Origin of the sequence: Demequina sp. (assembly GCF_049841215.1) — a bacterium.
In the GTDB taxonomy this organism is placed as follows: Bacteria; Actinomycetota; Actinomycetes; order Actinomycetales; family Demequinaceae; genus Demequina.
On the sequence record NZ_JASGEO010000023.1, the window covers coordinates 12,333 to 31,119 of the forward strand.

23 protein-coding genes and 1 tRNA gene are annotated in these 18,787 nt (G+C 67.6%); 18 read left to right on the forward strand and 6 right to left on the reverse strand.

The features are described from left to right. Positions 1-4 precede the first annotated feature (4 nt). Positions 5-1,657, reverse strand: a complete 1,653-nt coding sequence (locus QM618_RS11040; protein WP_428098829.1) for an ABC transporter permease subunit — start codon at positions 1,655-1,657, stop codon at positions 5-7. Further along, positions 1,657-2,568, reverse strand: a complete 912-nt coding sequence (locus QM618_RS11045) for an ABC transporter ATP-binding protein (protein ID WP_428098832.1) — start codon at positions 2,566-2,568, stop codon at positions 1,657-1,659. Before QM618_RS11045 ends, QM618_RS11040 begins: the two co-directional genes overlap by 1 nt. A gap of 243 nt (positions 2,569-2,811) precedes the next feature. Between QM618_RS11045 and QM618_RS11050 the strand changes: the two genes are divergently transcribed. Both QM618_RS11050 and QM618_RS11055 read left to right on the forward strand, forming a co-directional pair. After that, on the forward strand, positions 2,812-4,968 hold the full coding sequence (locus QM618_RS11050; RefSeq protein WP_428099000.1) for an RNA degradosome polyphosphate kinase: 2,157 nt from the start codon (positions 2,812-2,814) through the stop codon (positions 4,966-4,968). Between the two features lie 17 nt (positions 4,969-4,985). Further along, complete coding sequence (locus tag QM618_RS11055) at positions 4,986-5,942, forward strand: NUDIX hydrolase (protein ID WP_428098837.1); 957 nt, start codon at positions 4,986-4,988, stop codon at positions 5,940-5,942. Between the two features lie 254 nt (positions 5,943-6,196). Here the strand turns inward: QM618_RS11055 and QM618_RS11060 are convergent, their stop codons facing one another. Continuing rightward, positions 6,197-6,823 carry a hypothetical protein gene (locus QM618_RS11060; protein WP_428098843.1) on the reverse strand — a complete coding sequence of 209 codons (627 nt, stop codon included), beginning with the start codon at positions 6,821-6,823 and terminating at the stop codon, positions 6,197-6,199. Positions 6,824-6,826: 3 nt separating this feature from the next. Continuing rightward, on the reverse strand, positions 6,827-7,234 hold the full coding sequence (msrB, locus tag QM618_RS11065) for a peptide-methionine (R)-S-oxide reductase MsrB (RefSeq protein ID WP_428098850.1): 408 nt from the start codon (positions 7,232-7,234) through the stop codon (positions 6,827-6,829). Positions 7,235-7,572: 338 nt separating this feature from the next. Between msrB and QM618_RS11070 the strand changes: the two genes are divergently transcribed. From QM618_RS11070 to QM618_RS11120, 11 genes are all read left to right on the forward strand, one after another. After that, complete coding sequence (locus tag QM618_RS11070; RefSeq protein ID WP_428098857.1) at positions 7,573-7,869, forward strand: DUF1540 domain-containing protein; 297 nt, start codon at positions 7,573-7,575, stop codon at positions 7,867-7,869. 39 nt (positions 7,870-7,908) lie between these two features. Then, entirely contained in the window at positions 7,909-8,643 is a 735-nt protein-coding gene (locus QM618_RS11075) for an AzlC family ABC transporter permease (protein WP_428098862.1), read from the forward strand. Further along, on the forward strand, positions 8,640-8,954 hold the full coding sequence (locus QM618_RS11080) for an AzlD domain-containing protein (protein ID WP_428098867.1): 315 nt from the start codon (positions 8,640-8,642) through the stop codon (positions 8,952-8,954). Before QM618_RS11075 ends, QM618_RS11080 begins: the two co-directional genes overlap by 4 nt. Before the next feature lie 103 nt (positions 8,955-9,057). Further along, complete coding sequence (locus QM618_RS11085) at positions 9,058-9,393, forward strand: YciI family protein (RefSeq protein WP_428098871.1); 336 nt, start codon at positions 9,058-9,060, stop codon at positions 9,391-9,393. 3 nt (positions 9,394-9,396) lie between these two features. After that, positions 9,397-9,756 (forward strand): YciI family protein, encoded by a 360-nt coding sequence (locus QM618_RS11090; protein WP_428098877.1) that lies wholly within the window; start codon positions 9,397-9,399, stop codon positions 9,754-9,756. Beyond that, on the forward strand, positions 9,753-10,976 hold the full coding sequence (locus QM618_RS11095; protein WP_428098880.1) for an RNA polymerase sigma factor: 1,224 nt from the start codon (positions 9,753-9,755) through the stop codon (positions 10,974-10,976). Before QM618_RS11090 ends, QM618_RS11095 begins: the two co-directional genes overlap by 4 nt. Then, the gene (locus QM618_RS11100) at positions 10,973-11,878 is read left to right on the forward strand and encodes a phosphotransferase (RefSeq protein WP_428098885.1); all 906 of its coding nucleotides are present in this window, start codon (positions 10,973-10,975) and stop codon (positions 11,876-11,878) included. The genes QM618_RS11095 and QM618_RS11100 overlap by 4 nt, the downstream gene beginning before the upstream one ends. 12 nt (positions 11,879-11,890) lie before the next feature. Continuing rightward, positions 11,891-12,499 carry a Pr6Pr family membrane protein gene (locus QM618_RS11105; protein ID WP_428098888.1) on the forward strand — a complete coding sequence of 203 codons (609 nt, stop codon included), beginning with the start codon at positions 11,891-11,893 and terminating at the stop codon, positions 12,497-12,499. Further along, complete coding sequence (locus QM618_RS11110) at positions 12,496-13,422, forward strand: phosphotransferase (RefSeq protein ID WP_428098892.1); 927 nt, start codon at positions 12,496-12,498, stop codon at positions 13,420-13,422. The genes QM618_RS11105 and QM618_RS11110 overlap by 4 nt, the downstream gene beginning before the upstream one ends. Before the next feature lie 179 nt (positions 13,423-13,601). After that, positions 13,602-14,135, forward strand: coding sequence for a VanZ family protein (locus QM618_RS11115; RefSeq protein ID WP_428098897.1), 534 nt, complete (start codon positions 13,602-13,604; stop codon positions 14,133-14,135). A gap of 78 nt (positions 14,136-14,213) precedes the next feature. After that, positions 14,214-14,286: transfer RNA gene (locus QM618_RS11120), tRNA-Lys, on the forward strand. A 1-nt stretch (position 14,287) separates the two neighbouring features. On the opposite strand, the gene dinB is transcribed toward QM618_RS11120, so the two are convergent. Next, positions 14,288-15,484 carry a DNA polymerase IV gene (gene dinB / locus QM618_RS11125; protein WP_428098902.1) on the reverse strand — a complete coding sequence of 399 codons (1,197 nt, stop codon included), beginning with the start codon at positions 15,482-15,484 and terminating at the stop codon, positions 14,288-14,290. A 105-nt stretch (positions 15,485-15,589) separates the two neighbouring features. Here dinB and QM618_RS11130 point away from each other — a divergent pair, with 105 nt between their 5' ends. Both QM618_RS11130 and QM618_RS11135 read left to right on the forward strand, forming a co-directional pair. Continuing rightward, entirely contained in the window at positions 15,590-15,811 is a 222-nt protein-coding gene (locus tag QM618_RS11130; protein WP_428098905.1) for a hypothetical protein, read from the forward strand. Further along, entirely contained in the window at positions 15,781-16,155 is a 375-nt protein-coding gene (locus QM618_RS11135) for a type II toxin-antitoxin system PemK/MazF family toxin (protein ID WP_428098908.1), read from the forward strand. The genes QM618_RS11130 and QM618_RS11135 overlap by 31 nt, the downstream gene beginning before the upstream one ends. Here the strand turns inward: QM618_RS11135 and QM618_RS11140 are convergent. Next, positions 16,140-17,171, reverse strand: a complete 1,032-nt coding sequence (locus tag QM618_RS11140; RefSeq protein WP_428098911.1) for an NAD-dependent epimerase/dehydratase family protein — start codon at positions 17,169-17,171, stop codon at positions 16,140-16,142. The genes QM618_RS11135 and QM618_RS11140 overlap by 16 nt on opposite strands. Positions 17,172-17,219: 48 nt before the next feature. Between QM618_RS11140 and QM618_RS11145 the strand changes: the two genes are divergently transcribed. From QM618_RS11145 to QM618_RS11155, 3 genes are read left to right on the forward strand one after another with little or no spacing between them, the layout of a single operon-like run. Beyond that, the gene (locus tag QM618_RS11145; RefSeq protein WP_428098916.1) at positions 17,220-18,062 is read left to right on the forward strand and encodes an endo alpha-1,4 polygalactosaminidase; all 843 of its coding nucleotides are present in this window, start codon (positions 17,220-17,222) and stop codon (positions 18,060-18,062) included. A gap of 9 nt (positions 18,063-18,071) precedes the next feature. Beyond that, positions 18,072-18,311 carry a hypothetical protein gene (locus QM618_RS11150; protein ID WP_428098920.1) on the forward strand — a complete coding sequence of 80 codons (240 nt, stop codon included), beginning with the start codon at positions 18,072-18,074 and terminating at the stop codon, positions 18,309-18,311. After that, the gene (locus QM618_RS11155) at positions 18,308-18,787 is read left to right on the forward strand and encodes a hypothetical protein (RefSeq protein WP_428098923.1); all 480 of its coding nucleotides are present in this window, start codon (positions 18,308-18,310) and stop codon (positions 18,785-18,787) included. Before QM618_RS11150 ends, QM618_RS11155 begins: the two co-directional genes overlap by 4 nt.

The window sequence follows — 18,787 nt, forward strand, 5'->3', positions numbered from 1 at the left end:
CTAGTCAGCCCCGCAGGTCTCTGCGCTGATACCCCAGCCAGCCAACAACAATAAGCACGCCCGACGCTACGGCCAGCGCCACCAACCCACCCCAGTTCATGCCGTGGTCCAGTGGGTAGTTGGATACGGCCCAGTGGAAGGGTGACAGCCTGGCGAGCCACTCCAGTGAGTCGTTCACGCCAACGAACGTATTGAGCGCCCAGCCTCCCAGCGCCACCCCTGTACCGGCCCACGCGGCGGCTTTGGAGTTGCCGGTACAGCCCGCGACGGCGAACGCCGCCGCGCCAAAGACGAGGCCGAGCCCGGCTTGGAGTGTGGCGGCCGCGGCGATATTCGCCACCGAGATGCCGAGCCCGGCAATCACGGAGCCCAGCCAGATCCCACCGAACAGCAGCACGCCGCATAGCAGGGTGAGCTCAAGCAAGGCGGCGAGCTTGCCGCCGGCGACACGCCCGCGCGACACCGGCGCACTCAACACCACGGAAATGGTGCGCCACCGCTCCTCCGTCGCAAGCGCGACGCCAGCTCCAATGGTGACGATCGCGAACACCGCAGGGCCCGTGATGGAGAGCACCTCGCCGTGATACCAACCGGTTGGGGTGGAGTAGTCGGCGAAACCGACCATGGCGAGCAGAGCGTCGGGCATGGACGCCACCACGTCGCCGATGGTGTCCGCGAGCGCGTTGTACATGGGCCCCATGACGATCGTCAGGAAGAACAGCCCGTACGCGCCGAGCATGGCCACGCCCTGCTTGTCGCTGAGCGCCTTGGCCGCGAGGCTGCGTGTGGAGCCGGAGCCGCGCCACTTGTCCATGAGCGAGGCCATGCGCGGATTGGCGCGGAGGCGATCCGCGAGCGAGCGGGTGGCGCCGCCCGCGTGAAGGTCGCGCCGCGCGAAGGCCGCTCCGCCAACCCCAAGCATCACGGCCCACGCCGCGGTGAGGCACGCGAGCTGCAGCGTATCTGGCCCGTCTACCAGCGGCGATGCGCCGTCGATGTAGTACCAGGGGAAGACCTTGGCAACGTTCTCCCACCCGTCGACGAGCGGCAGCAGGCCCGCGCCAAGGAAGGACACAACCAAGAAGCCGGTAGAGATGCCCGACGCTAGCGACCGGTTTCCGGTTGCCGCACCTATGGCGAAGGCCAGCACCCCGTAGACGAGGATCACTGACGTCATGTGCGCGGTTGCGGCGGCGATGTCGAGCGAAGAAATGTCGGCGCCCACGATTGCCGCTGCCAAGTAGTAGCTCGCGCTCGCAAGGATCGAGCCACCCACCAACAGCGTCAGATACGCGGCGGCCTTGGAGGCGTGGAGGCGCTCCCGCGAGCGCGGCACGGTCGCGAGCACGTCGAGCGTGCCGTCGCGCTCCTCGCCCGCGATGGCGCTGGCCCCCATCGAGATCGCGAGCCCGCCGAACACGAACGCCCCCATGAACCCGAACATCATCGACATCATCAGGCCCGCGGTCCCCGAATCGCGCGTGATGCCGAGCAGATCTACGTAGGCGTCGGGGAGCGAGGCGAAGTACGTGTCCGCGTCGTCCACGCCCGAGTACGCCCAGATGCCCATCCACGCCACCGCGAACAGCGACAGCACGCCAATGCTCACGCCGATCACGTGATCGCGCAGGCTCTTGAGGTAGACGGTGCGGAGCATCAGGCGGCTTCTGGGTCCGCGCCCTCGCGGTAGTACTCGAGGAACAGTTCGTCGAGATCCACGGAAGCCGTGGTGAGCGACAGCACCCCGTTCGCGGTGGCCACGGCGAGCAGCGGCGCCATCGCGCCCTCGTAGCGCGCGGTGACTTGATTGCCCTCGGCAACCGCATCGTGCACGCCCTCCACGCCGTCAAACGCGCTCGCCGGAACCGGCGCAGGGAACTCCAGAGTCACCCGCCGCAGCGACTTCTCTTGCAGCTCGCTCATGCGCTCCACGGCCACCAGCCGCCCGCTTCGGATGAACCCCACGCGGTCCGCCACGCGCTCCACCTCGCTCAGCGTGTGGGAACTCAGAAACACAGTGTTACCAGCGGTGACGTGCTCGCGCATGAGCGTGTGGAACTCGAGCTGCACCAGCGGGTCCAGGCCCGTGATCGGCTCGTCGAGCACCACCACTCGCGGGTTGTGCATGAAGGCAAGGATCAGCCCGATCTTCTGCCGATTACCGCTCGAGTACTCGCCCACCTTGCGGTCCAGCTCCGCACCAAAGCGCTCGGCCAGCCCGTCTACCACCCCCATGTCCACGCCCCCGCGCAGGTTCGCGAGGTACTCGATCGTCCGCCGCCCCGTGAGGTTCGGGTAGAGCGCGAGATCAGCTGGCAAGAACCCAAGCGACCGCCGAATCTCCACGGAATCCGTACGCGAGTCGAGCCCGAGTACGCGACAGTGCCCCGCCGTCGGGCGAATCAAATCCAGGATGCAGCGAATGGTGGTGGACTTGCCCGCGCCGTTTGGCCCAAGGAAGCCAAAGATCTCGCCGCGCTCGATCGTCAGCGAGAGGTCATCCACGGCCGTGAAGTCGCCAAACTTCTTAGTGAGCCCATCCACCTCGATGGCAGGTGCGTCGGTCATATCGCGCCTCCTTACCCCTCGTTTCTACTCCCCTTTGGCGGCGTTTTCCTGCCGCCCCGACGCTGTGGCAAGGCACGTACGAAAGTCACCAAAGCGTCGGGCGGGTAAACGGGGTCGCGAGAGGGCGCGTTGCCATGCCACGATGGGCGCATGTCCGAGAGCATCGACGTCTCGAACGTCGCGCCCGTCCCCAAGCCGGCCACCGACGAGACACCCGTCTACGAGTCCGAGGAGACGTACGCCATGCCCACCGTAGAGGTGGGCGGAACTGTCGTGGCGACCACTCTCGACGAGGACCGCTTCCTTGATCGCGAGCTGCAGTGGCTCGCGTTCAACCAGCGCGTGCTCGAGCTTGCTCAGGACCCCGCGACGCCGCTGCTGGAGCGCGCGCGGTTCCTGTCGATCTTCGCGTCCAACCTCGACGAGTTCTTCATGGTGCGGGTGGCCGGGCTGAAGCGGCGCATTGCTGCGGGGTTCGCGGTGCCGTCGGCCACCGGAATGAGCCCAACGCGCCTGGTAGAGGTGCTCACCGAGCGTGCCCACGCGCTTATGGACGAGCACGCGGATGTGTTTATGAACCAGGTGCGGCCCGCGCTTGCCGAAGAGGGCATCCACATTGTGCGGTTTGACGAGTTGAGCGGCGGGGAGAGGGATCGCCTCCGCAAGCTGTACCGATCGGACATCTTCCCGGTGCTGACCCCGCTTGCCGTGGACCCTGCGCACCCTTTTCCGTACATTTCCGGGCTGTCGCTCAACCTTGCCGTGCAGGTGCAGGATCCGGATACGGGCAAGGAGTACTTCGCACGCGTGAAGGTGCCGGAGACGCTGCCGCGCTTCCTTGCCGTGGATGCGGAGGGGCACGCGCTCCAGGTGGTTGACGCCTCCGCGCTGTCCGACGAGCCGCGCTCGTTTGTGCCGCTCGAGGACGTCATCGCCGCTCACCTCGACTACCTGTTCCCTGGCATGAACGTGGTGGACCATTTCACGTTCCGCGTCACGCGCAACGAGGACGTGGAGGTAGAAGAGGACGACGCAGAGAACCTCCTCAAAGCGATGGAGCGCGAACTGCTGCGCCGCCGCTTTGGGCCCGCCGTGCGGCTTGAGATCGCGGAGGGCTCGTCCCAGGCCACCGGTGAACTTCTCGCGCGTGAGTTGGGGATCACGGATCTGGATGTGTTCCGGCTGCCCGCGCCACTTGACCTCACGGGGCTGAACCTCATCGCGGACCTTGACCGGCCGTCGTTGCAGTTCCCCGCCTTCCGGCCAACCACCAACCATGCGCTGGCTCCCGTGGAGTCCGCGCAACAGCAGTCCATCTTCGAGGCCGTGTCTCGCGGAGACGTGCTGCTGCACCACCCATACGACTCGTTCTCGACGTCCGTGCAGACCTTCCTGTCGCAGGCGTCCGTGGACCCGCGCGTGCTCGCCATCAAGCAGACGCTGTACCGCACGTCTGGCGACTCCCCCATCGTCGACGCCCTCATCGAGGCCGCGCGCAACGGCAAGCAGGTGCTGGCCCTCGTGGAGATCAAGGCGCGGTTCGACGAACAGCGCAATATCTCGTGGGCCCGCAAGCTTGAGGAGGCGGGCGTGCACGTGGTGTACGGACTCGTGGGGCTCAAGACGCACTGCAAGCTCTCCATGGTGGTGCGCCAAGAGGACGACGGCCTTGTTCGCTACTGCCACATCGGCACCGGCAACTACCACCCACGCACCGCGCGACTGTACGAGGACTACGGGTTGCTGACTCGCGACCCTGAGGTGGGCTCCGACATCGCGAAGCTCTTCAACCAGCTCTCCGGATACGCGCCAAAGGCGAAGTTCCGCCGCCTGCTAGTGGCTCCTACTGGGCTGCGCTCCGGCCTCATCGAGCGCATCGACGCCGAGGCTGATCGCGCGCGGGCCGGCAAGCCCGCGTGGGTGAAATTCAAGGTCAACTCCGTGGTGGACGAGCGCACCATCGACGCGCTGTACCGCGCGTCTCAGGCTGGTGTGCACGTGTCCCTTGTGGTGCGCGGCACCACCGCCATTCGTCCAGGAGTGCCCGGGCTGTCAGAGAACATTCGGGTGCGGTCCATCCTTGGCCGATTCCTTGAGCACTCCCGCATCTACGCTTTCGCGAACGATGGCGAGCCCGAGGTGTTCATCGGCTCCGCCGACCTCATGCACCGCAACCTCGATCGCCGCATCGAGACGCTCGTCTCCATCAGCGACCCCTCGCAAGTGGCGTTCCTCATCGAGAACATCGACCTGGCGATGTCCGAGGAGGTGGCCGCCTGGGAGCTAGGCGCCGACGGTGAGTGGGAACGCAAGGCGTGGGACGCGAACGGCAAGCACCTCGCGGACCTGCAGACTATCTACATCACGCGTCAACCCAAGCGCAGGGCCAACCGCAAGTGACCAAGGTTCCCGCGCCCATGACGCAGGTGGCCGCAGGCGCGCTCGTGTGGCGCGTCCGCGATGGCGAGCTGCAAGTGCTCGCCGTGCATCGCCCCAGGTATAACGACTGGTCGTGGCCTAAGGGAAAGATCTCCAAGGGCGAGACCCTGCCGCAGTGCGCGATTCGCGAGGTGGCAGAGGAGACCGGCAAGCAGATTGTCCTTGGTCAGCCGCTTCCCACGCTTCGCTACCCCATTGGCGCCGGACGCCAGAAGGTGGTGCGCTACTGGGCCGCGCAGGTCGCGGGCAACGAGGGGCGCGCGGTGAAGGCGCGGCCGTCCGTGAAGACCGCACCAAAGCACGAGGTGGATCGCGTGCGCTGGCTCACCGTGGAGCAGGCCCAAGCCAAGATCACCTTTCCCGACGACCTCCGCCCCCTCGAGGTGCTCGTCGAAGCGTTCGCTAACGACCGCCTCGATACCCGCGCTTTCGTGTTGGTGAGGCACGCGCGTGCCCGACGCCGACGCTCCTGGGCGGGCACAGATGAGGAGAGGCCGCTAACCAAGGCGGGGCAGCGTCGGGCACGACAACTTGTGCCGCTGATCTCCGCGTTTGGGGTGACCCACGTGGGCTCGTCGCCCGCGACGCGGTGCGTCGAGACGCTGAAGCCGTACGCGAAGGCGGCGAAGCTCGACATCAAGTCGTATCCCGCGCTCACAGAGCCCGGGCACGCCGAGGCGCCGCTTCGCACCGCCGAGGTGATGATCAACCTGCTGGCCAAGGGCGGTAATCGCGCGGTCTGCGTGCACCGGCCAACGCTGCCCACGATTGTGGAGATGGTCAGGGCCGCTACCAGGCCGTATACGCGGGGCGCGCTGCCGCGCAAGAACCCGTACCTGCCGGCGGGTGGGGTGCTCGTGGCGCATGTGGTGGATACCGAGTCCGGGCCGCGGGCCGTGGCGGTGGAGACGCACCTGCTGCAAGTGCATCCGTAGGGTTTGCTCCTGAGGAGCGACGCCGGGCCGGTTGCACCTGACGGCGCGAAGGCCGCTCGAAGCGGCTGAATTTGGAGCCCGGGGCTACGCAGCCCGGCGTCGCTAACAAGGGTACGTCACGTTGCGTGTAGAAAATCAAGGGTGTCAGTGACACATGTGCATGAAGTGACACCAGAGCCCTTCCATGGACGTCACAACTGTCACTCCAGTACCCGTGACCCTTGATTGTCTGCCGAACGGCCCGACGGCCCGGTTCAGTCCAGCTTGTCGTCTCGCCAGAGCGCGGCGCACCGCTCCAGGTCTTCGCCCGTGCGCAGCAACTGGGCCGCGCGCAGCGTGGTCTTGTGGGCGCGAGCGTCGGCGTGACCCTCATCGGTCGCGGCCTCAAACGCGGAGCCGGTCGCGACCACCCGGCAGAACGCCCCGGCCCGCTCCAGCGCAACGGCGAGGTCTCCCGCGAACACCCCTCGCAGGATCGTGTCCGCGAGCCGGCGCACCTCGTCGGGCCCTGGCGGGTCCTCCACGCCGGCAATCGCATGCCGCACGTGCGCCGCGTGGACGCCCTCGTGATACGAGCGCGCCACGGCCTCCGCGTCTTGCGACACCCACTCGCGCAGCATGTAGAGCCGCCACAACGCGCCGGGCAGGGTGAGGGCGTCGGCCTTGGACCACATCATCGCGACGGTGTCCACGCCCTCCTCGTCCACCAGCCGCACCAGCCGCGCGATGAGTTCCGGATCTTCGGACTCGCGCGCCTGGCCAACGATCGCCGCGGCGGTCTCGTGCGCGATCAGCGCACGGTCCGCGGGGTCAATGTCGCCGACGAGTTCGTCGGCGAGCTCCATGTCGAGCATCGCCGGCCGGCGGAAGCGGTGTTCCACCACCTACTCGACCGCTTCGTCGAACGTCAGCGACACCGAGTTGATGCAGAACCGGTCGCCTGTGGGTGTCTGCGGAGCGTCGGGGAACACGTGGCCAAGGTGCGAGTCGCACGTGGCGCAGCGCACCTCGGTGCGCACCATTCCGTGAGTACGGTCCTCGATGAGGGTCACCGCGTCGCTGTTTGCGGCCTCGTAGAACGACGGCCAGCCGCAGTGCGAATCGAACTTGGTGCCCGAGCCGAACAGCTCCGCGCCGCACGCGCGGCACTTGAACACGCCGGGCCGCTTCTCGTCTAGCAGGGCGCCCGTCCACGGACGCTCGGTCGCCGCCTCGCGCAGCACCGCGAACTCAAAGTCGTTGAGCTGCGCGCGCCACTCGGCATCGGTCTTGATGATCTTGTTGGGGGACATGTCCACTCCTTTACGGATCCAGCCTAAGCCGGGAACGAGCCGCCCGGCAGCCCCGGGGGGTTGGGCGCCAGGCGGCTCGCGTACTTCACCCGAGTGGCCACCGTGACTAGGTGCCGGCGGTCACACCATGTAGTACGCGATCGGCCGCCCGTTTGTTCCCGGCCCGACGCTGTGGTCACCCTCGCGCCCAAGCCGCCACAGCGTCGGGCTGGCTTTATGGAAACAGGAGCGTTGCATTAATGCAAATAGGAAATGTTGATTTTGCATTTATCAGAAATGCACCACAAATGAATTCTTGAGCGTTATTCTGGATGCATCAGGCTTCCTAAGGAGGAATCATGCCGGTCTCTATCGGACTCCCCATCGTCAGCACCTGCTCCGTTGACACGTGTGGCTTCAACCACGACGCCAACTGCCACGCAGGCGCAATCAACGTCTCCGCGACGGCGGATGGCACGCACTGCGTGACGGCCACCCACACGGACACCCCCGCCGGTCGCGAGGCCCTCGCCGCCGTTGGCGCGTGCTCCCGCACGGACTGCAAATTCAACGACGCGATGGTGTGCAACGCCACCGAAATCCAGGTGGGCGCGGACTTCGACACCGCGCACTGCCTCACCTTCGCCACGGCCTGAGTGAATCGCTAGTCACCACCAGGTGACAGACTGGCGCGCATGACGCGCCGCACCGTGCTTGGCATCGCGCCCAAGCAATGGGCCGACGCTTGGGCCGGGCTGAGGGCGATCGGCCCCTTGATGATTGGGTCGGGGATTTTTGGGCTTGCCTATCGCGCGCTCGTTCGCGACGTGGGGATAGACCCCTGGGCGGGCCTGTTCGGCTCGGTCTCCGTAGTTGCTGGCGCGTCCCAGATTGCGATCATTGAGTCCGTGCGCGCAGACGCACCCGCGATCGTCGCAATCCTCACGGCCGTGCTGATCAACGCGCGCTTCGCGCTGTATTCCGCCGCACTGGCTCCGCTGTGGACGGTGTTTCCGCTGCGCTGGCGGCTCGCGCTCGCCTACCTCATGACGGACCAAGCCGCGGTGGTGTCGCTCCGCGAGGCCGACGAGCCGGATCCCGTGCGCCGACGCTGGTTCGCGATGGGCGCCGCGCTCCCGTTTGTGCTCATCTACGTGGTGGGCACCGTGATTGGGCTGGTGCTAGGGCCGGTGATTCCCGAGGCATGGGAGGTGGGCTTCATCGTGCCGCTCATGTTCATTGCCGTGCTGGTGCCGGGGCTGCGCAAGCCCGCGGAGCTCATCACGATCGCCGGCGCGGCCGTGATGGTGCTGTTGGGCCGCGGCTGGCCCTTTGGGCTCAACGTCTTCATCGGAATCATCGCGGGCATGACGGCGGGCGCCCTCTTCGAAACGTGGCAGGAGCGGCGCAGGGCAGGTGACCCGGCGTGAACATCTGGTGGATTTTCCTCTTCGCCGCTATCGGCACCTACCTGATCCGCATCAGCGGCGTGGTGCTGCTGAGGGATCCGGAGAGGATTCCGGCCCCCATCAGGCGCGCCCTCACCATGGTGGGCCCAGCCGCCATGGGCGCGATTATCGTCAACTCGCTGTTTCTTGACCACGGCGAGTGGCGCGCATTTGGCGCGTGGCACATCGCCGCGGCCGTGGCGATTGGCGTTGCCCTGTGGCGCCGCAGCCAGGGCTGGTCAATGCTTGCCGGCGCGCTGACGTTCGCTGCCCTGATCGCGACCGCGCTGTAGGAGCGAGATACTGCGACGGTGCGCAGCATGACGTGCAACGCCTGTCGAATCCGGCGCGCGCCATTCGTGGTCATGACACAGTGGACCTAGGAGAGGACACCCCATGACCCAATACCTGTTGTCCGTGCACCACGACTACGACGCCCCCTTTCGCCCGGACATGGAGCAGATCTTCGCCGACGTCGACGCCTTCAACCAGACCATCGCTGACGTGCAGGTCTTTGGCGGCGGCCTCGAGGCGCCCCACACGGCCACCACGGTGGCCAATCACGACGGCCAGATCGTTGTCACCGACGGCCCCTTCGCCGAGACCAAAGAGGCGCTTGGCGGCTTCTGGGTCATCGACGTCCCTGATCTCGACGCGGCTCTGGAGATCGCCGGCCGCGCCACCACCGCGTGCCGCGCGCCCATTGAGGTGCGCCCCTTTGAATCGGAGTAAGTCATGACCCAGTACCTGTTCAGCGTGATGCACGACTACGTCAACAACCCGCCCATCGCGGATCCAGACAAGGACGCCGAGATGTACGCGCGAGTTGGCGCCTTCAACGAGTCCATCTGGGACCAGATCGTGTTCCTCGGAGGGCTCCACGCACCGACATCCGCCTTCACCGCCCAGGTGCGCGACGGCCAGGCAATCGTCACGGATGGCCCGCACGTCGAGACCAATGAGATGATCGGCGGCCTGTGGGTCATCGAGGCCGCAAGCGACGACGAGGCCCGCGAACTCGCCAAGCGCGCCACAGCGGCGTGCGGGGTTCCCGTGGAGGTTCGCGCATTCCAAGCAATTCCGGAGCAGCAGTGACCGCTGAGCAGGACGCAGTTGCGGAGGCGTTCCAACTGGAGCGCGGCCGCGCCGTGGCCACGCTCGTGCGCATGCTCGGCGACATCGACTCCGCGGAGGAGGCCGTCCAGGACGCCTTCGTGCGCGCGCTCGAGGTGTGGCCGCGCGACGGCATCCCACCCAATCCGGCGGGCTGGATCATCATCACGGCTAAGCACCGCGCCATCGATGTGGCTCGCCGAGAGGGAACGCGGCAACCACGCCACGAAGCCGCCCACCGCCTTGCCGGGGACGGCACGGAAGCCGACCCAGCGTCGGGCATTGCGGAGCGTTTGGACGAGCCCGTTGACGACGACCAACTGCGCCTGATGTTCACGTGCTGCCACCCCGCGTTGGGGATGGAAAGCCAGGTGGCGCTGACGCTGCGGCTCATCGCGGGGCTCGAGACGCGGGACATTGCGCGCGCGTTCCTCACGCCAGAGGCGACCATGGCGCAGCGGCTCACGCGTGCCAAGCGCAAGATCTCGGCGGCGAAAATCCCTTACCGCGTGCCGTCGGCGGAGGAGCTTCCCGAGCGCGTGGAGGCCGTGCTCGCCGTGCTCTATTTGGTGTTTAACCAGGGATATGGCGAGGCGCGCACGGACGTGCCTGACCTCTCGCGCGAGGCGATTCGCCTGACGCGGGCCGTGGTCGCGCTGTTGCCAGAGAACCTTGAAGCGCGCGGTTTGCTCGCGCTCGAGTTGCTCACAGAGGCCCGACGCGCGGCTCGCTTTGGCGCCGACGGCGAGATCGTGGTGCTCGCCTCGCAGGACCGCTCGCTCTGGAACGCGGCGCTTGCTCGCGAGGGGCGCGGCATCATCGCTGACTGCATGGTCAAGCGCCAGCCGGGGCCGTATCAGCTCCAGGCCGCGATCGCGGCAGTGCATTCCATGGCGCCGTCCTACGAGCGCACCGCATGGATGCAGATCCTGGCGCTGTATGACCAGCTCTTTGCGCTGCAGCCCACCGCGGTGGTGGAACTCAACCGCGCCGTGGTGGTCGCGGAGCTCGCCGGCCCGGAGAAGGCCCTGGAGCTCGTGGACGGCCTGCCGCTCGAGAGGTACCACTTGTGGCACGCGACGCGCGGGAATCTCCTTGACCGGCTTGGGCGCACGGAGGAGGCGCGCGCCGCGTATCTCGCGGGCGCTGAACTGGCGCCCACGGACGCCGAGCGCGAGTTCCTCGAGGGCAAGGCGCGGTGAGCAACCTCCCCGATGCCCACCCGGCGGTGAGCGCGGAGACGGCGCGGGCGCTCGTCGACTCACAGTTTCCGCAGTTCGCAGAACTGCCATTAGGGGACATGACGTTTGGCTGGGACAACGCGATGGTGCGTCTGGGCGACTCGCTCGCGGTGCGCATGCCCCGCATCCCCGAGTCCGTGGGTTCCCTGCTCAAAGAGCGCGATCTGCTGCATCGCCTGGGCGAGGCGTGGACCTTTCCGTTCCCGCGCATCGTGGGCGATGGTTCGCCCGGTCACGGGTATCCGTGGCCGTGGAGCATCATCACGTGGCTGCCCGGATCGATCGCTGCCGAGCGGCCCCTGAGCGCTGACGGCGCCGGGGACTTGGGGCGGGCGCTCGCGCAGGTGCATGTGCCGGCGGACCCGAATGCGCCTCTCAACAGTGAGCAGTCCGTGGAGATGGAAGCCCGCAACGATGTCACGGTGAGCGCCATGGAGGCGGCGGCCGTTACCGGTGGCCCGCGTGGCGAGCAGCTTGATCTAGGGCTGGCACGGTCGGTTTGGGAGCGTGCCCTGGGCGCGCCGGGCCCCCAAGAGCAGGTGTGGGCCCACGCCGATCTCCACGCCTTCAATGCCCTTACTAGGGACGATGGCGCACTCGCGGGCATCATCGACTGGGGCGACATGGCCGCGTGCGACCCAGCCGTAGACCTCGGCTTTGCGTGCATGCTCACCAGCGCGGAAGGCCTCGAGGCGATGTTCGACGCGTACTCAGAGACCCACCCCGTCGATGCAGCCCTGCGCGCCCGCGCTCACGGCATCGGCCTGCAGAAGGCCGCGCGGCTCGCAGCGTGGCACGAGGAACTCACGCGCGCCACGGGTTGGCGAGGCCTCGCCTCCCTAGGGCTGGTACGTAACCGCTGATAGCGTCGGCCCATGACAAGGGTGTGGCGCGCTGGGCGCGTGGTGGTGGCGCTGCTCATGCTGGCCGCGGTGATCCGGCTCATGCTGGACGGCTTCGACAGCGGCGACTTTCTCTTCTGGAACTTCTTTGGATACTTCACCATCCAGAACAACTTGATCGGCGCCACCGCTTTGTTGGTGGCGGCCGCGTTCACGGGGGGCGCGCGCCCGGCCTGGGTGGAGTACCTGCGCGCGTGCGCCGCTACGTACCTGGCCATCGTCGTGACCGTCTACTGGATATTGCTCGCTCCCGTGAGCGAGGACAGCCCCTGGACGTGGACCAACCTGGTGGTGCACGGTGTCTCGGGTGTAGCACTGGTGGTGGACTGGCTCGTGGAAGGGCCGCGTTCGCCCTTGCCCCTGCGCACGGTGTGGGTGGTGATGGCGTACCCCACCGTGTGGCTGGCGGTGGTGCTCATCCGCGGCGCCACCGACGGCTGGTTCCCGTACCCGTTCCTTGATCCGGCCAACGGCTACGGCTCCATCGCCGTGGTGATCGTGGGGATCTTCGTGGCGGGGATTGCGATTGGGTCGTTGCTGTTCCGGGCCACGCGCTGGCGCGTGATTGGTCCGCGCGCGTGAGCTTCGACACCGTCCCGCCGCCGGCGCATTCGTCGATCTCGGTGGAGGCCGCGCGGGCACTCGTCGAGTCCCAGGCTCCCGAGTACGCGCACCTGCCGCTTGGCCAGCACTACGAGGGCTGGGACTGCGCCATGTACCGCCTCGGCGGCGTGTTGGCCGTGCGCCTGCCCCGCACCGCGGACGCCGTGCGCTTCCTGCTCGCGGAGACGCGCTGGGTGCCAGAGCTCTCTGCCGGGTGGTCCTTCCCCTTCCCGCACTTCCCCTTCGTTGGCGTGCCCGGCGCGGGGTTCCCGTTTCCGTGGGCGATCGTTTCGTGGCTCCCGGGTGACATGGCGGTTGACGTGCCGTTGCTCGCCTCGGAGGGCCCGACGCTGGGGCTGGCTCTCGCCGAAGTGCACCAGGTGGCGCCGCTCGAGGCCCCCATCAATGTGGAGCAGTCGATCCCCATGACCGCGCGATCCGAGAAGGTGCTGCGGAGGGTCGCGGTGCTCGGCGAGCGCGGCGGGCCCAATGGTGAGCGGCTCGATACTGACGCGGCCCTTGCTCTCTGGGCCACAGCGTCGGGCATACCTGATCCGGACCGTAGCGAGTTTGTGTGGAGCCATGCCGACCTCCACGGCGCGAACGTGTTGTCGATGGACGGGCGGTTTGCCGGCATCGTGGACTGGGGGTCGATGGCGGCGTGCGATCCGGCCGTGGACGTGGGCTTCGCGTACTCGCTGATGCCGGGTGAGGGCGTTGCGTCTCTGATGGCGGCCTACGGCGAGGCGACGGGGCGCGTGGACGACGCGTTCGTGGCGCGAGCTCGTGGGATTGGGCTGGCGAAGGCCGTGGGGATCGCGATGAATGCGAAGCCGGAGACGCTCGCGATGGGATGGCGGGCGCTCGACGCACTGGGCTTGTGCCTTCCTGCGCGGACGTGATGTCATGCCGCGCGAAGTCGCGGCATCTAGTGAGCCGCGGGATCCCGGGCACACCGCCGCCGCGTGCGAACCGCGCCACCCCCTGAGTGCCTGAGTGCAGGATCCGGGCTCTCATCCGACACTGACGCACTCACAGGAATCGCGGGCACGTGGCCCAAGCGCTGTACGTTGTCCAGACCATGACTACCCACTTCTACGTTGGCCCCATCGTGGCCGCGGCCGGCACCGCCTTGGTGCTGGGCGCGATCGCGGTGGTGCCTCGGCGGCCGTGGCGGTGGCTGCTGTGGCTGTGCCTCACGGCAGTAGTGGGGATGATCCTCTGGCTCACGCTCGCGCTGTCGTTTGGCGACGCGGGGGGAACGGGGCTCAACCTGACGCCGTTCCAGGAGATCCGCCGGGTGCTGGACTCGCCTGGCGAACGGCAGTACCTCAATGTGGTGGGCAACGTCGCGATGTTCGTGCCGGTGGGGGCCCTGCTGGCGTGGCTCCTCCCGCGATGGCGAGTGGTGAGCGCGACTGTTGTCAGCGTCGGGCTGTCTGTTGGCATTGAGCTCGCCCAACTCAGCCTTGGGCGCGTTGGCGACATCGACGACGTCATCCTCAACACCGCGGGCGCGCTGATTGGCGCCGTGCTGGCCGTGACGTGGCGCGCGTTGGTACGGCCGCGGGATGAGCAAGGAACCGAAATGGGGCTGGGCGCCGCTGCCGGGTGAGTAGCGCGAGCCGCGGAGCGGCGCGGACAGCCTGACGTCGATTTGGTGGCCGACGCGAGCGACTAGGCTGGTCGCCGCGGGCCTCTAGCTCAGTTGGTAGAGCAGCGGACTTTTAATCCGCGGGTCGTGGGTTCGAGCCCCACGGGGCCCACTTATTCGTGTTCCGGCAACCGAGGCGCGCTCACTCCCTGATCCCTGCCGATGAGCGCCGCGCGCGTCACAGCGCGCGCACCGAACTTGTCGCGCACCGCGTCCAGCGCCGTGTCCAGGCGCGCGCCGTCGTGCCAATCGATGGGCAGTTCCGGCTGCACGGAGTTGGCCCCGGAGAGTTGCGCCAGCGACACGCCGAGGAGCGTGATGCCGCGATCGGCGATCTCCGCGTCCGCACTGGCCAGGAGCCCCTGGGCCACGCCCAGCAGAATGTCGGTGCGGTCCGTTGGGGCCGTGAGCGTGCGGGACCGGGTGGCCCTCGCATAGTCGCCAAAGCGCAAGCGGAGCACCACGGTGCTGCACGACGACCCTCGATCGCGCAGGCGCTTGGCGAGCCCGTCAACGATCTGGGTGAGGATGAGGCCCAGTTCAGTGCTTGACCGCGGTCTCTCTCCCAGCGCGCGCTGCGAGCCGATCGATCCGTGCCGCGTGGTCGCCTCGACCGGGCGCGGGTCGCGGAGCCGCGCCAGCGCGTGCAGGTGGGCGCCGGCAGCCTTGCCCAGCATCCGCTCGGCCGTCGCCGATTCAAGCTCAGCCAATTGGCCCACGGTGTGGATCCCCCGAGCGTGAAGCTTCTCGGCGGTCACGGCACCAACCCCCCACAACCGTTCCACCGGAAGTGGGTGCAGGAAGGCCTCCTCACCGTCGGGCGGGACCACGAGCAGGCCGTCGGGCTTGCTGACTGCACTGGCGACCTTTGCCAGGAACTTGGTGCGAGCGATGCCCACCGAAATCGGGAGACCAACCTCTGCGCGCACGCGCGCCCGCAACCGCACTGCGATCTCTTCTGGCGTGCCGGCGATGTGGCGCAGCCCGCCCACCTCGAGGAAGGCCTCGTCGATCGAGATTCCCTCTACGTACGGCGTGGTGTCGTGGAAGATGTCGAAGACCGCTCGACTGGCCGCGCTGTATGCCTCCATTCGTGGCGGCACCACGATGGCTTCCGGGCACCGAGCCAGCGCCTGGCGCACCCCTGTTGCCGTGCGCACCCCGCGGATCTTCGCTTCATAACTCGCGGCGGTGACGACGCCGCCGCCCACGATGACCGGCCGGCCCCGTAGGGAGGGATCGTCCCGTTGCTCAACCGAGGCGTAGAAGGCGTCGAGGTCGGCATGCAGCACCGTCGCTTCGCCGCGCACTTCGCCTCCTGTCCTCACGTTCCGCCACTGGAATCGTCTCACCAGCGGCGGACATCGACGTGCGCACCACGTCAGCGGGCGGTACTACTGCGGTAGCATCGCGGTATGACCGTAAAGATCAGCATCAGTTTGCCGGACGCGGATGTGGAAACCCTAGACGCGCTGGTCACCGGAGGGCTCGCCACCGGACGGTCCGATGCTGTGCAACTGGCGATCGCGCGCGTGCGTGAGAGTGTCGTTGAAGCCCGGTTGGCTCAACAGTTCGCCGCCGCCCTTGAGGAAGACTACGACCCCGCATGGGACGTCACGGTGGGAGACGGTTTGTGAGTCGGGGCGACCTGTGGTGGCTAGATCTGGACCCCTCGGTAGGGTCTGCGGCCGCGGGTAGGAGACCCGTGCTGATCGTCGGACGCGAGGCGTTGGTCAACTATTCAATGGGCCGTGGCACAGGGACAGTCACAGTAGTTCCGCTCACCAGCAACACATCCACGATTCACGACTTCCAAGTTCTCCTGCCTGCCGGCACCGGCGGTCTGACCAAAGACTCCAAGGCCCAGGCAGAGCAGCTGCGCACGGTGTCCGTCCAGCGCCTCACGGAGCGCATCGGCAAGGTACCCGAGCGAGTGTCCCGAGAGGTCGACGAGGCAATCCGGATCTACTTGGGCCTGTAGCGCGGCCTCAGCACCGGGCTCGCAGTACCCGCGCCGTCGGCCATGCCAGCCAGCACCTCCTCAACGGTGGAGTACGCGCTGCGCCGCGGCGCCCATCCCAGCACGTCCTTGGCACGGGCCGTAGACATGATCGGCGAGCCCGCGGCCATGTCCACCCACCCCGGGCTCACCGGCACCACGCGCGCATTCCACGCCGCGGACACCGCCCCGCGCAACACGGACGTTGGCGTCTCTACCAGCCGTCCACCCGCCATCAGCTCAGCAACCACAGAGCCCGTCAAGACGTCATCGGCCGCCACATTGAACGCACCACCCCGCCTCAACCGCACGGACGCCAGATACGCGGCCGCGACGTCGTCGGCATGAAGCGCCTGCACCCGCGTCCCCGCGGGCCACGGCAGCGCTGGCAGGTTGCCGCGGAACGCCACCGAGGGCGCCAACGACCCCACGAAGTACCGAATAATCTCCGCGCCCGCCGCGCGCTGGAAGATCAGCGCGGGCCGCAATCGCGTGATAAGCACCTCCGGGTGTTCGCGCTCGTGGTCGTCGAGCACGCGCTCCACCGCGGCCTTGTCCACGCTGTACTCGCTGCCGGGAATCCCGCCGGTGGCCCAGGACTCGTCGCGCACCACGTCCTTGCTGCTCGCCGAGTACGCGCCAACCGACGACGCCACCACCACGTGCCCCACCCCCGCCGCCCGCGCCGAGGCCAGCACCCGCTGCGTACCAGCGACGTTGACCTGGCGCAGGAACTCCCGATCGTGGTTGGGCTGAATCACCCACGCCAGGTGCACCACCGCGTCGGCCCCCGCCATGGCGCCCGCCAAAGCGCCAAACGACGCCGGCGACGCGACATCCGCGCGTACCCAGCCAGCCACATCGTAAGGAGGCGGGGGGACTCGGCGAGGGGTCCGTCGGGCAATACCAGTGACCTCGGTGACATCCGGCGCCTCGCCAAGCGCGCGCAGCAGCGCCGTGCCGACGTTGCCGCTCGCCCCCGTGACCACAACCTTCACGCGCGCCTCCCCCTTCATGCTAAACGGGCGTTCCGCAATACTGGGAGGATGCGGGTGATGGTGGCGGGCGCGGTGGCCGGGTGCGCGGTGCTGCTCAGCGGCTGCGTGGCGAACTACACCACCATGGAGTTCCCCACCTGGACGCCGGAGCCCAACGTGACCATTACCGACGCCCCCACCGCCATAGTTCAGCTCCCGCCAGACGGCGGCCTCGATTACCAGCTCGGCGGCGCCTACGAGCCCCCAGACGGCACGGCGATCGTCGCCCGCGACTCCACGGACACCCCAGCTCCCGGCCTGTACAACATCTGCTACCTCAACGGCTTCCAGTCGCAGCCGGGAGAGGCGGGCAAGTGGGACGGCCTGCTGCTCGAAGACGCGAACGGGCCCGTCACGGACCCCGGCTGGCCCGACGAGTTCCTCCTCGACACCTCAACTCCCCAGAACCGCAAGGCCATCGCCGAGGCGCTGGAGCCGCTCATGATCGGCTGCCAAGAGGCGGGCTTCCAGGCCGTGGAGTTCGACAACTTGGACTCCTACACACGGTCCGACGGCGCGCTCACCCAAGACGACAACCTCGCCTTGGCAGCGGAGTTCGTGGAGATAGCCCACCGTGCTGGGTTGGCCGCGGGGCAGAAGAACGGGGCGGAGATCGTCGCCGAGGGCGCCGCGCGTGGGTTCGACTTCGCCGTCACCGAAGAATGCGGGCACTACGACGAATGCGGTGTCTACCAGGAGCATTACGCGACCGTGCTGAACATCGAGTACGGCACTGCCGATGAATTCCGCGCACTGTGCGAGGCGGGCACCCTTCCCCCGCAAACGGTGAGGCGCGATCGCAACCTGGCCACGCCGTCGGACAGCGAGTACGTCTTTGAGCGTTGCGACTAGGTTGGGCATATGAACGACGCCACGCCCCTGATAGTCCGCATCACGCGGTTCCCAGATCTGCTCGCGCTCGCGGCGGTGATGATGGTGTTCTGCGCCGCACTGCTGTGGCTCGTGGACGTGGATCGTGTGGTGGTGCTCGCGGTGGCAGGGGTTGCCGCGATCGACGCCGTGATGTGGGTGGTGTTCCGCTACCTCGAGGCGCGAAAGCGCGACCGCGCGGCCTCCGGCGTGCCAGGGATGCTGCCGTGACCCGGGCGTCGCGGGTTCTCGCAAGCGCCGTTGCGGTTGCGGCGGCAGCGCTCATGCTGAGTGGCTGTGCGGCGCTGCGCGAGCTCGTGGCCGAGGTTCCCGTGGACGTGCCGCAGCCCTCGTTGCCGGCAAGCGCGGAGCCGTTCACCAAGATCTACCAGGGCGGCGACGCGTCCAAGAACACCGGGCAAGAGGATTGGGCAACCAAGGCGGAGCGGCGCATCGTTGCGGCCGCCGCGCTCAAGGGGATCTTCGTCTACAGCGTGGAGAACGAGCCCGGCACAGACGGCCTCACCGTACGCATCAAGGGCGATCCGGAAGACACAGCGCTGATCGCCAACGTCGAGGACAACCTGGTGCCCGTCGCCCAAAACTGGGCGCCATCCGTCACCATCATCATCGATCCCAGTCTGTGCGGAATTGTGGGCGAGGTGCGTGACGAGTCGCCGGTGTGCGACGCCCTCGCGGGTCGCTAA

Bases quoted from the DNA above. Each gene is read 5' to 3' on its own strand.
- QM618_RS11040 (WP_428098829.1), bottom strand. From the start codon at position 1,657: ATGCTCCGCACCGTCTACCTCAAGAGCCTGCGCGATCACGTGATCGGC.
- QM618_RS11045 (WP_428098832.1), bottom strand. From the start codon at position 2,568: ATGACCGACGCACCTGCCATCGAGGTGGATGGGCTCACTAAGAAGTTT.
- QM618_RS11050 (WP_428099000.1), top strand. From the start codon at position 2,812: ATGCCCACCGTAGAGGTGGGCGGAACTGTCGTGGCGACCACTCTCGAC.
- QM618_RS11055 (WP_428098837.1), top strand. From the start codon at position 4,986: ATGACGCAGGTGGCCGCAGGCGCGCTCGTGTGGCGCGTCCGCGATGGC.
- msrB (WP_428098850.1), bottom strand. From the start codon at position 7,234: ATGTCCCCCAACAAGATCATCAAGACCGATGCCGAGTGGCGCGCGCAG.
- QM618_RS11070 (WP_428098857.1), top strand. From the start codon at position 7,573: ATGCCGGTCTCTATCGGACTCCCCATCGTCAGCACCTGCTCCGTTGAC.
- QM618_RS11075 (WP_428098862.1), top strand. From the start codon at position 7,909: ATGACGCGCCGCACCGTGCTTGGCATCGCGCCCAAGCAATGGGCCGAC.
- QM618_RS11085 (WP_428098871.1), top strand. From the start codon at position 9,058: ATGACCCAATACCTGTTGTCCGTGCACCACGACTACGACGCCCCCTTT.
- QM618_RS11090 (WP_428098877.1), top strand. From the start codon at position 9,397: ATGACCCAGTACCTGTTCAGCGTGATGCACGACTACGTCAACAACCCG.
- QM618_RS11105 (WP_428098888.1), top strand. From the start codon at position 11,891: ATGACAAGGGTGTGGCGCGCTGGGCGCGTGGTGGTGGCGCTGCTCATG.
- QM618_RS11115 (WP_428098897.1), top strand. From the start codon at position 13,602: ATGACTACCCACTTCTACGTTGGCCCCATCGTGGCCGCGGCCGGCACC.
- QM618_RS11130 (WP_428098905.1), top strand. From the start codon at position 15,590: ATGACCGTAAAGATCAGCATCAGTTTGCCGGACGCGGATGTGGAAACC.
- QM618_RS11135 (WP_428098908.1), top strand. From the start codon at position 15,781: ATGGGACGTCACGGTGGGAGACGGTTTGTGAGTCGGGGCGACCTGTGG.
- QM618_RS11145 (WP_428098916.1), top strand. From the start codon at position 17,220: ATGCGGGTGATGGTGGCGGGCGCGGTGGCCGGGTGCGCGGTGCTGCTC.
- QM618_RS11150 (WP_428098920.1), top strand. From the start codon at position 18,072: ATGAACGACGCCACGCCCCTGATAGTCCGCATCACGCGGTTCCCAGAT.